We start from the raw sequence: 10,454 nt of genomic DNA, 5'->3' as shown, positions 1-10,454 counted from the left end.
GCATGGGCGTTTAGCATTGATGACGTTGCAAAAGAGGCCAAAGCGTTAGCCGGGAAAGGCTATGAAGCGCCGAAGAGTAACCTGCCCTCCGCTTTCCGCGACATGAAATACGCGGACTATCAACAGATCCAGTTTAATCACGATAAGGCTTACTGGAACAACCAGAAGACCCCGTTCAAACTTGAGTTTTATCATCAGGGCATGTATTTCGACACGCCGGTCACCATTAACGAAGTGACCGCCAGCAGCGTGCGTAAGATTAAATATAACCCGGATTACTTCAATTTTGGCAGCGTCCAGCATGACAAAGATACGGTGAAAGACCTGGGCTTCGCCGGTTTCAAAGTACTGTACCCGATCAATAGCAAAGATAAGAACGACGAAATCGTCAGCATGCTCGGCGCCAGCTACTTCCGCGTTCTGGGTCAGGGCCAGGTTTACGGGCTATCCGCTCGTGGCCTGGCTATCGATACCGCACTGCCTTCCGGCGAAGAATTCCCGCGTTTTCGTGAGTTCTGGATTGAGCGTCCAAAAGCCACGGATAAACGTTTGACTATTTATGCACTGCTGGATTCCCCACGCGCCACCGGGGCATACCGTTTTGTGATCATGCCGGGCCGCGATACTGTCGTAGACGTACAATCGAAGGTGTACCTGCGCGATAAGGTCGGCAAACTGGGCGTGGCGCCGCTGACCAGCATGTTCCTGTTCGGGCCGAATCAGCCTTCTCCGGCGACCAACTACCGTCCGGCGCTGCACGATTCTAACGGCCTGTCGATTCTGGCCGGCAACGGCGAATGGATCTGGCGTCCGCTGAATAACCCGAAACACCTGGCCGTCAGCAGCTATGCGATGGAAAATCCGCAAGGGTTTGGCCTGCTGCAGCGTGGCCGTCAGTTCTCCCGCTTTGAAGATCTCGACGATCGTTATGACCTCCGTCCAAGCGCGTGGATCACCCCGAAAGGCGATTGGGGCAAAGGGAAAATCGAACTGGTTGAAATCCCAACCAACGATGAGACGAACGATAACATCGTGGCCTACTGGACGCCGGATCAGCTGCCGGATCCGGGTAAAGAGATGAACTTTAAATACTCGATTACCTTTAGCCGCGATGAAGACAAGCTGCATTCACCGGATAACGCGTACGTTATGCAGACCCGTCGTTCCACGGGCGATGTGAAGCAGTCAAACCTGATTCGCCAGCCGGATGGCACGATTGCGTTTATCGTCGACTTCACCGGCGCTGAGATGAAAAAACTGCCGGCGGATACCCCGGTAACGGCGCAGGCGAGCATCGGCGACAACGCAGAGATCGTTGAAAATACCGTGCGTTATAACCCGGTCACCAAAGGCTGGCGTATGATTCTGCGCGTGAAGGTGAAAGATCCGAAGAAAACCACGGAAATGCGCGCTGCGCTGGTCAATGCTGACCAGACGCTGAGTGAAACCTGGAGCTATCAGCTGCCTGCCAATGAATAAGATAACGAAGTACATTGATGCGTTGCCGCTGTCGGATGCTGAAAAAGCCGCGCTTCCTGACACGAGCCTGCAAGCCGTACACGAAGCGCTGGATGCCGAACATCATACCTTTACGCGTGAAGACGATTCCCCGCTGGGGTCTGTCAAATCGCGGCTGGAGCATAGCTGGCCGGGTTCTCTGGCCGGCGATCAGCTGATTAAAGATGATGAAGGGCGTACCCAGCTGCACGCGATGCCGAAAGCGCAACGCTCCTCTATGTTCCCGGACCCCTGGCGTACCAACCCGGTTGGTCGCTTCTGGGATCGGCTGCGTGGGCGTGACGTCACGCCGCGCTATCTTTCTCGCCTGACTAAGGAAGAGCAGGAGAGCGAACAGAAGTGGCGTACCGCCGGTACCATCCGCCGCTACATCCTGCTGCTGCTGACGCTGGCGCAGACGGTAGTGGCGACCTGGTATATGAAAACCATTCTGCCGTATCAGGGTTGGGCGTTAATCAATCCGGCGGACATGGTTGGGCAGAACCTGTGGGTCTCCTTCATGCAGCTGCTGCCGTATGTGCTGCAGAGCGGGATCCTGATCCTCTTTGCGGTGCTCTTCTGCTGGGTCTCCGCGGGCTTCTGGACCGCGCTGATGGGCTTCCTGCAGCTGCTGATGGGGCGCGATAAGTACAGTATTTCCGCCTCTACCGTCGGTGATGAGCCGCTAAACCCTGAACACCGCACCGCGCTGATCATGCCTATCTGTAACGAAGACGTCGATCGGGTGTTCGCCGGGCTGCGTGCGACCTGGGAATCGGTGAAAGCGACGGGCCAACAGCAGCATTTCGACGTTTATATCCTGAGCGACAGCTACAACCCGGATATCTGCGTGGCTGAGCAGAAGGCGTGGATGGAGCTGATCGCGGAAGTGCAGGGCGAAGGGCAGATTTTCTACCGTCGCCGGCGCCGTCGTGTGAAGCGTAAAAGCGGCAACATTGATGACTTTTGCCGCCGCTGGGGCAGCCAGTATAGCTACATGGTGGTGCTGGACGCCGACTCGGTGATGACCGGTGAATGTCTGACCGGGCTGGTGCGTCTGATGGAAGCTAACCCGAACGCCGGGATTATCCAGTCATCGCCTCGCGCCTCCGGGATGGATACCCTGTATGCCCGTTGTCAGCAGTTCGCGACCCGCGTTTACGGCCCGCTGTTCACGGCCGGTCTGCACTTCTGGCAGCTTGGCGAATCGCACTACTGGGGTCACAACGCCATTATCCGCGTGAAGCCGTTTATCGAGCACTGCGCGCTGGCGCCTCTGCCGGGTGAAGGCTCCTTTGCCGGCTCGATTCTGTCGCACGACTTCGTGGAAGCCGCGCTGATGCGCCGCGCCGGTTGGGGGGTATGGATCGCCTACGATCTGCCGGGTTCCTATGAAGAGCTGCCGCCGAACCTGCTGGATGAGCTCAAGCGCGACCGCCGCTGGTGTCACGGTAACCTGATGAACTTCCGCCTGTTCCTGGTGAAAGGCATGCACCCGGTGCACCGGGCGGTGTTCCTGACCGGCGTGATGTCCTACCTGTCGGCGCCGCTGTGGTTTATGTTCCTTGCCTTGTCGACCGCGCTGCAGGTCGTGCATGCGCTGACCGAGCCGCAGTACTTCCTGCAGCCGCGACAGCTGTTTCCGGTATGGCCGCAGTGGCGACCGGAGCTGGCCATCGCGCTGTTTGCCTCCACCATGGTGCTGCTGTTCCTGCCGAAGTTGTTGAGTATTATCCTGGTGTGGTGCAAAGGCTCGAAAGAGTACGGCGGATTTATCCGCGTCACGCTCTCTCTGCTGCTGGAGGTGCTGTTCTCCGTGCTGCTGGCCCCGGTGCGTATGCTGTTCCACACCGTGTTTGTGGTCAGCGCGTTCCTCGGCTGGGAAGTGGTCTGGAACTCTCCGCAGCGTGATGATGACTCCACGCCGTGGGGTGAAGCCTTTATGCGCCACGGTTCGCAGCTGCTGCTGGGCCTGGTGTGGGCGGTGGGGATGGCGTGGTTGGATCTGCGCTTCCTGTTCTGGCTGGCGCCGATTGTCTTCTCGCTGATCCTGTCACCGTTTGTGTCGGTGATTTCCAGCCGGGCGACCGTTGGTCTGCGCACCAAACGCTGGAAGTTATTCCTGATCCCGGAAGAGTACGCGCCGCCGCAGGTACTGAAGGATACCGATGCGTATCTGACCATGAACCGTCAGCGTTCGCTGGACGATGGCTTTATGCACGCCGTGTTTAATCCATCGTTTAACGCCCTGGCGACGGCGATGGCAACCGCGCGCCACCGTCACGGCCATATCCTGGAAATTGCCCGTGAACGCCACGTCGAGCAGGCGCTGAACGAGACGCCGGACAAGCTTAATCGCGACCGTCGTCTGGTGCTACTGAGCGACCCGGTCACTTTGTCACGCCTGCACTATCGCGTGTGGGCTGCGCCGGAGAAATACTCTTCGTGGGTAAGCGCGTATCAGCAGGTGACGCTCAACCCGCAGGCGCTGAAAATAAAGTAAGCCGTACGTGAAGGAAAATACCGGCAATATTGCCGGTATTTTTTTATCTGAGAACTGAGGTAGCAGATGAGAATTTTACTGATTATCGCCATGACGCTGGTGCTCAGCGGCTGCGGCAGCATTATTAGCCGCACGGTGCCGGGGCAGGGACACGGTAACCAGTATTACCCCGGCGTGCAGTGGGACGTGCGTGATTCGGCATGGCGCTATATCACCATTCTCGATCTGCCTTTTTCACTGGTCTTCGATACGCTTCTGTTACCGCTGGATGCCAGTCACGGGCCCTATAATTAACTAGCGTTCATCCCACTCGTCGGCGGCGGTCTGACCCTCTTCGGTGTCCAGAGAGGGTTCCAGCTGGAATTCACCTTCGTCCCATTCATGCAGCGTATTCTCTTCCAGCCACTCCTGGCGTAGTTCAATTTCGTCGTAGTCACCGTCAAACACGCTCTGTGCCGCCTCGCCGCTTAACATCGGCAGGCATTCGCCTTCCCCATCCTCGTCGGCAAAAAATTCGGCTTGCCAGGCAATATCACCGTCCTGCAACACGTACTTCTGGATATTCAACTGCTCAACGTTGGCACTCTCCTCGTCGCTATCCGGATTATTGACAAGGAACTCTTCGCGGGCCGCATCGATAGCTTCTTCGAGCGTGGCATAGAAAATCGAATTCTTTGGCATAGCTAATCCCCTAAGAAGAATGAGAAATGGTCACGATTCAATCTATAGAAGGCGCTGAGCATTGCGTCAAGGGCAACAGCCCTTGACGCAATTAATTTACCGACCGATCGCCAGGGTCCGCTTCCTGCGCGGGTTCCCCAGCAGAAGGGCGCCGCAGGCTGAGGGTGGAATAGACCGCGTTGAACAGTACCACGGCGGCCGTGACGAAAAACACGGCCCGGAAGCCATAGCTGGCGGAAACCGACGCCCCGATCAACGGGCCGGTGACGTTGCCAATATCGCGAAATGACTGGTTATAGCTGAAGATGCGCCCGGCGACCTGACTGGTGGAGTTGTAGACCAGCAGCGTTTGCACGGCAGGCAGCAGCGCCCCGTCGGCGGCACCGAGCAGAAAGCGCAAAATGCCGAGCTGCAGCGGGGTCTGGACGAAGGACATCGGAATCAACAGCAGAACGGAGAGGATCAGCGCCACGATAAGGATTTTTTCCGGCCCGATACGGTCCCCCAGCCTGCCGAGGCGCGGGGCGCTGAGCAGGGCGGCAACCCCGGGAACGGAGGCGATCATCCCGCTGAGAAAGGCAATATTATTGACGTCACCGGCGAGGTCTCTGACATAGAGCGTCAGTATTGGGGCTATCGAACCGGTGGCGACCTGAATGATCATGGTGGTGACGAACAGGCTCAGTACCAGTTTCGGACTCTTCAGCGAGGAGAAGACATCCCGGGCGTGAAGCATCTCTTTTTTGTTGACCGGCTCGAAGCGTTCACGGATCAAAAACAGCGTCAGGATAAAGCATGTTAGCAGTACGCTGGCGGTGAGAAAGAAGACGCTGCGCAGCCCCCAGTGGTCAGCGAGGAAACCGCCGGCCAGCGGCCCCAACAGCGCGCCGCTGACGGCGCCCGTTGACAGGGTCCCCAGCGCCCAGCCGCTTTTCTGCCGTGGGATTTGGGTGGCAATCAGGGCGTTGGCATTCGGAACAAAGCCGCCCAACAGCCCGAGCAGGGCCCGCAGGATCAGAAACTGCCAGATATTTTGCGCCAGTCCCATCAGCAGCATGACGATGGCCATTCCAAGGGCGGAACGCAGCAGCATAATCTTGCGCCCCTTACGGTCGGCGAGACCGCCCCAGAATGGTGAAGCGACCGCGGAGAACAGGAAGGTGATGCTGAAGACCAGCCCTGACCACATATTCAGGGCGCTATGGCCGGTCACGCCAAGCTGCTCGACATAGAGCGGAAGAAAAGGCATAACCAGGCTAAACGCCGCGCCGGTTAAAAAGCAACCCAGCCAGGCGACGGTGAGATTTCGCTTCCAGTTGATCGGGGTATCAGCAGACGACATAGGCTTCCATTGGCCTGTCAGGCAGGTCAAAAAATGAAAATATGAGCCTGCTAATTATGCGCCTGAGAAATGATCATCGCAATGGGCGGGGGCGTTTAAAACCGCGGCGAGGGTCTGCGCCTCCGGCAGGTATCGGGTTGCCGGAGGGAAGGTGGTGAAAGCCATCGCGCGTTAATAGCGCGACGGGACTCCCGGCGGCCGGGTCTTAAAACGGCGATGCAGCCACATATATTGTTCCGGCGCCATCAGAATGCACTGCTCGACGATTTTGTTCATCCAGGCGGCGGTCGTTTCCGCATCATCCAGCGGCGGGTCGCACTCCGGCGGCAGAATAATCAGCTCATAGCCTTTGCCGTCAGGTTTACGCCGTGGGACGAAGGGGACAATACAGGCTTTCGACATTTTCGCCAGCATCCAGGTCCCCGATGTCGTCGCTGCCTGTTCGACGGCGAACAAAGGCACAAATACGCTGGCGCCGGGGCCGTAGTCGTGGTCCGGCGCGTACCAGAGCACGTCGCCTTTTTTCAGCGCCCGAATCATCCCCTTCAGGTCTTTACGGTCGATCATGTCCTTATTGGAACGTAAGCGTCCCCAGGTCTGCAGCCAGTCGATGACCGGATTATCATTCGGACGGTAGACGCCAATGCCCGGTTCGTTGATACCAAACATTCGCGCCCCCATCTCGAGGGTGAGAAAGTGGACGCCAATCAGCAGAATACCGCGATTTTGCGCCTGTACCGCCCGAATATGCTCGACGCCGATGGAATCAGTCCAGCGCGCAATGCGGCTGGTAGGCCAGAACCAGGCCATCCCGGTTTCCATTAACCCCATCCCGACGGATTCAAAGTTCTGCACCACCAGCCGGTGGCGTTCCTCTTCGCTCTTCTCCGGAAAGCAGAGCTCCAGGTTCCGATACGCGATTTTGGCGCGACGTTGCATAAAGCGCAGCGCCAGGCGGCCAATCGCCTTGCCAAGGCGGTAAATCAGCGGATAAGGAAGCTGAACAACCAGCCACAGCAGGCCAATACCTAGCCAAAGCAGCCAGTAGCGCGGGTGTAATAACGCCGCGGAGAATTTAGGTAAATGGGTCATCTTATACCTGTTCAATTAAGCAACTTGTTCTATTATCGCATTTTTTAGTGCATCAGCCAAAACGACTGTCCCAGGTGGCATTTATTGTTAAACGGTAGCGAAGGTGGGTGAGTGAAATGTAGCGCAAAATGTGGGGATGTAAATTAACGCCGTTTGCTATATGATGCCGGCCGTTTATTTTACTCATTTCCTATGTCGAGCAGGTACACCATGCCAGTGTTACATAACCGCATTTCAAATGAGACGTTAAAAGCGCAGATGTTAGCCGAGAGCGAACCGCGTACGACGATCTCTTTTTATAAATATTTCACCATTGTGGACCCGAAAGCGACGCGCGATGCGCTGTGGCTCGCGCTCACCGAACTAAACGTCTTTGGCCGCATCTATCTGGCCCGCGAAGGTATCAACGCGCAAATCAGCGTCCCGCAAAGCAAGGTCGAAGCTTTACGCGAGTTCCTGTACGCCTTCGATCCGGCGCTGGATGGCCTGCGCCTGAACATCGCGCTGGACGACGATGGCAAATCCTTTTGGGTGCTGCGCCTCAAAGTCCGCGATCGCATCGTGGCGGATGGGATCGACGATCCGACGTTTGATGCTTCCGACGTCGGGGATTATCTGAAGGCGGCAGAAGTCAACGCCATGCTGGATGACCCCGACGCGGTGTTTATCGACATGCGTAACCACTACGAATATGAAGTGGGGCACTTTGAGCAGGCGCTGGAAATCCCGGCGGACACCTTCCGCGAACAGCTGCCGAAAGCCGTCGAAATGATGCAGGAACATAAAGACAAAAAAATCGTCATGTACTGCACCGGGGGAATCCGCTGCGAGAAGGCCAGCGCCTGGATGAAGCATAACGGCTTCAACAAAGTCTGGCACATCGAAGGCGGTATCATCGAATATGCCCGTCGCGCGCGTGAGCAGGGGCTGCCGGTACGTTTTATCGGCAAGAACTTTGTCTTTGATGAAAGGATGGGAGAGCGCATCTCCGAGGATGTGATTGCCCATTGCCATCAGTGCGGCGCGCCGTGCGATAGCCATACCAACTGTCTGAATGACGGTTGCCACCTGCTGTTTATTCAGTGCCCGAGCTGCGCCGAAAAGTTTGCCGGATGCTGTAGCGAGGCCTGCATGGAAGAGCATAAGCTGCCCGAGGAAGAGCAGCGTAAGCTGCGGGCCGGGCGTGAAAATGGCAATAAGATCTTCAATAAGTCACGCGGTCGGCTGAACACCCGGCTGGGGATCCCGGATCCTGCGACATCAGAAAAACCATAACCAGATAAGATCGACGATCGCCAGCAGCAGCCACAGCGCGAGGTAAATCATAAAGTGCTCGCGGACGTTGTTGACCAGTAAATCATACAGGCGACGCATAAAATCTCTCTGTGATGAACGGCCTCCATCGAGGCCGTTTTTTTGTCTGTCGGTTGGCGGCCCGCCACGCGGGCAATTACGGCTGAAAGCGTGCCAGCGAGAAGGGGGCCAGGTCAAATGCCGGCGTCTCTCCGCGCGCAAACTGGGTGGCAATCTCGCCGAGCACCGGCGCAAATTTAAAGCCATGGCCGCTTAGCCCGCTAATCAACAGCGTGTCAGGGTGGCCGGGCAGCGTATCAATAATAAAGTCCTCATCCACCGTGTTGTCGTAAGTACAGGAAGCGCCGTGCAGGCAGCCGCCGATACCGGGCAGGACGTTGCGCAGGAAATTGAACGACTCGGAACCGTCCGTGGCGACTGTGCCGAACGGCGTGCGCTCCTCAGGGGCGGAGATAAGCTGCCCGCCGTTGTGCTTACCGATTTTCAGTTCATTGTCTTCTGCCGGAAAACCATAGTATTGATCGCCGTTGGGCAGTTCGCCGGTAAACGCCGGGAAGTTGTTTTTGCGACTGTAGCGGCCGTCGGCCTGGAACCAGGCAAAGATTTTACGTACCGGCTGAACCGGCAGGCCCGGAAGCAGACGCGTGACCCACGTTCCGGCGCTGACCAATAGCTTCTTGCCGCGGTAGTGGCCGTCAGCGGTTTCGATAGTCACGCCGTCCGGGTGGTGGTGAATGGCGGTAACCGGGCAGTTAAACAGCTGCGCGCAGCCTGCCTCGCGGGCGAGGCGAATCCAGGTTTCGATGGCCAGTTCGCTGCGCAATACCCCGGACGCCGGTTCGAATATTCCGCGGTAATCTTCCGGGACGCGAATCTCCGGCCAGCGGGCCATAATGGCCGGAGCATCCATCTCTTCAACATCGAGCTGAAACTGGCGGGCGCTGTGAGCGACGTTAGCGAGGAAAGGGGAATTCGCCGGGCCGAGGTTAATCACCCCGGTACGTTCAAAGACCGCCTCGCCGCTGGTGACGGCGAGCTCGTCCCACAGCTGCTGCGCGCGGAGTACCAGCGGGACATACTTTTCGCCCTCGCCATAGGCGTGGCGGATAAGACGCGTGTTGCCGTGGTGACTGCCTTCCTGATGCGGAGGCCGGTGGGCGTCGGTCATCAGGACGTTAAGTCCGGCACGGCGAGCATAATAGCCGGCGGCGGCGCCCGTGGAACCGCTACCGATAATGATGAGATCGTATTGCATGATATGTTCCGGTTTTTTGCTTTATTAGCAGGGTAATTAACAACCTGCGCTTATACAAGCCCGAAAATAAATTAGGCACCCGCGGGTGCCTGTTTAGTGTGAGTATATCGATAGCGGCATAATTTTTTAATGCCTGCGGTACTCATTTGCCTGGTATTCACCTGATTCTATCTTCGCAATACCTGCTTCCAGAATAGAAATAAATTGACGTGCGACTTCCGTCGTTAGCCATAGCGTCTGGCCAATTTCAGCTTCGTTACTGCTTTCATGAGTGGGGTTTTGGTAGTGCAGGCGCAACATCATGGCATCGTAGCTATCAACGGTGCTGATGTCCCATCCGACGAGGGGATGGGTCTGGATGACTTCATTATTCTTTTCCATCATAACCCCTTATTCATATGTTAAAAGACAACAATTCTCGAGGTTTAATGCATATTTTTTGAAGCAAGTTAATTATATCAGGAGTTAAGAATAAACTCGAGAAATTAAATCCAGCGGGGCAGATCTTCCCCTGCCTGATGATTTTTTGCGCAAATTTAGTCCCGCGGGGCATTATTTTTTAAGGAAATAATCAGAAGAATAAAGAAAAGTCTGAGTCTGCGGTAGGGATAAAAAAGCCGGGGCGACCCGGCAAAAAAAGCACAATGAGGGAGCAAATTGAATTTGCTGTATCTGACGCTCTTGCGACGGCCTGCACGCCTGGCAGAATCCCCCGGCTGACTTCTGTCACCTCAGCGGGAAAACTGCGCGGGCGCTGTCAGGCTGGCCGC

General features: G+C 56.6%; 10 protein-coding genes. 4 read left to right on the top strand and 6 right to left on the bottom strand.

All coding sequences use genetic code 11. From position 1 onward, the window contains the following. The 3 genes from mdoG to ACI2JR_RS17035 form a co-directional block, all read left to right on the top strand. Positions 1–1,479 (top strand): glucans biosynthesis protein MdoG (mdoG, locus tag ACI2JR_RS17045; RefSeq protein ID WP_462479044.1); only part of this gene is annotated, 1,479 nt, incomplete at its 5' end. Then, on the top strand, positions 1,472–4,000 hold the full coding sequence (gene mdoH, locus ACI2JR_RS17040; RefSeq protein WP_462479043.1) for a glucans biosynthesis glucosyltransferase MdoH: 2,529 nt from the start codon (positions 1,472–1,474) through the stop codon (positions 3,998–4,000). The genes mdoG and mdoH, both read left to right, overlap by 8 nt. A gap of 66 nt (positions 4,001–4,066) precedes the next feature. After that, entirely contained in the window at positions 4,067–4,294 is a 228-nt protein-coding gene (locus tag ACI2JR_RS17035) for a YceK/YidQ family lipoprotein (RefSeq protein ID WP_132726922.1), read from the top strand. On the opposite strand, the gene ACI2JR_RS17030 is transcribed toward ACI2JR_RS17035, so the two are convergent. The 3 genes from ACI2JR_RS17030 to ACI2JR_RS17020 form a co-directional block, all read right to left on the bottom strand. Continuing rightward, entirely contained in the window at positions 4,295–4,681 is a 387-nt protein-coding gene (locus ACI2JR_RS17030) for a MysB family protein (protein ID WP_462479042.1), read from the bottom strand. It lies immediately after the preceding gene. A 91-nt stretch (positions 4,682–4,772) separates the two neighbouring features. Next, a complete protein-coding gene (gene mdtG / locus ACI2JR_RS17025; protein ID WP_132726918.1) occupies positions 4,773–6,023 on the bottom strand; it encodes a multidrug efflux MFS transporter MdtG in 1,251 nt (416 codons plus the stop codon). 171 nt (positions 6,024–6,194) lie between these two features. Further along, entirely contained in the window at positions 6,195–7,115 is a 921-nt protein-coding gene (locus ACI2JR_RS17020) for a Kdo(2)-lipid IV(A) acyltransferase (RefSeq protein WP_132726915.1), read from the bottom strand. Between the two features lie 210 nt (positions 7,116–7,325). Between ACI2JR_RS17020 and ACI2JR_RS17015 the strand changes: the two genes are divergently transcribed. After that, on the top strand, positions 7,326–8,390 hold the full coding sequence (locus ACI2JR_RS17015) for an oxygen-dependent tRNA uridine(34) hydroxylase TrhO (protein WP_132726912.1): 1,065 nt from the start codon (positions 7,326–7,328) through the stop codon (positions 8,388–8,390). Here the strand turns inward: ACI2JR_RS17015 and ACI2JR_RS17010 are convergent. The 3 genes from ACI2JR_RS17010 to bssS all read right to left on the bottom strand — a co-directional run bounded on the left by ACI2JR_RS17010 (position 8,376) and on the right by bssS (position 10,065). Then, the gene (locus ACI2JR_RS17010) at positions 8,376–8,489 is read right to left on the bottom strand and encodes a YceO family protein (RefSeq protein ID WP_004860490.1); all 114 of its coding nucleotides are present in this window, start codon (positions 8,487–8,489) and stop codon (positions 8,376–8,378) included. The two genes, ACI2JR_RS17015 and ACI2JR_RS17010, sit on opposite strands and share 15 nt — an antisense overlap. A gap of 76 nt (positions 8,490–8,565) precedes the next feature. Beyond that, positions 8,566–9,684: an N-methyl-L-tryptophan oxidase gene (solA, locus tag ACI2JR_RS17005; RefSeq protein WP_132726909.1), complete on the bottom strand. Its 1,119-nt coding sequence runs from the start codon at positions 9,682–9,684 to the stop codon at positions 8,566–8,568. Positions 9,685–9,810: 126 nt separating this feature from the next. Next, a complete protein-coding gene (gene bssS / locus ACI2JR_RS17000) occupies positions 9,811–10,065 on the bottom strand; it encodes a biofilm formation regulator BssS (protein WP_132728101.1) in 255 nt (84 codons plus the stop codon). Positions 10,066–10,454: the final 389 nt, after the last annotated feature.

Origin of the sequence: Klebsiella sp. NPDC088457, assembly GCF_044900465.1 — a bacterium.
Classification (GTDB): Bacteria; Pseudomonadota; Gammaproteobacteria; order Enterobacterales; family Enterobacteriaceae; genus Klebsiella.
The sequence above is the reverse complement of the archived record's forward strand: the minus strand, read 5'-3'. Positions and strand labels throughout refer to the sequence as shown.

Bases quoted from the DNA above. Each gene is read 5' to 3' on its own strand.
- mdoH (WP_462479043.1), top strand. From the start codon at position 1,472: ATGAATAAGATAACGAAGTACATTGATGCGTTGCCGCTGTCGGATGCT.
- ACI2JR_RS17035 (WP_132726922.1), top strand. From the start codon at position 4,067: ATGAGAATTTTACTGATTATCGCCATGACGCTGGTGCTCAGCGGCTGC.
- ACI2JR_RS17030 (WP_462479042.1), bottom strand. From the start codon at position 4,681: ATGCCAAAGAATTCGATTTTCTATGCCACGCTCGAAGAAGCTATCGAT.
- mdtG (WP_132726918.1), bottom strand. From the start codon at position 6,023: ATGTCGTCTGCTGATACCCCGATCAACTGGAAGCGAAATCTCACCGTC.
- ACI2JR_RS17020 (WP_132726915.1), bottom strand. From the start codon at position 7,115: ATGACCCATTTACCTAAATTCTCCGCGGCGTTATTACACCCGCGCTAC.
- ACI2JR_RS17015 (WP_132726912.1), top strand. From the start codon at position 7,326: ATGCCAGTGTTACATAACCGCATTTCAAATGAGACGTTAAAAGCGCAG.
- ACI2JR_RS17010 (WP_004860490.1), bottom strand. From the start codon at position 8,489: ATGCGTCGCCTGTATGATTTACTGGTCAACAACGTCCGCGAGCACTTT.
- solA (WP_132726909.1), bottom strand. From the start codon at position 9,684: ATGCAATACGATCTCATCATTATCGGTAGCGGTTCCACGGGCGCCGCC.
- bssS (WP_132728101.1), bottom strand. From the start codon at position 10,065: ATGGAAAAGAATAATGAAGTCATCCAGACCCATCCCCTCGTCGGATGG.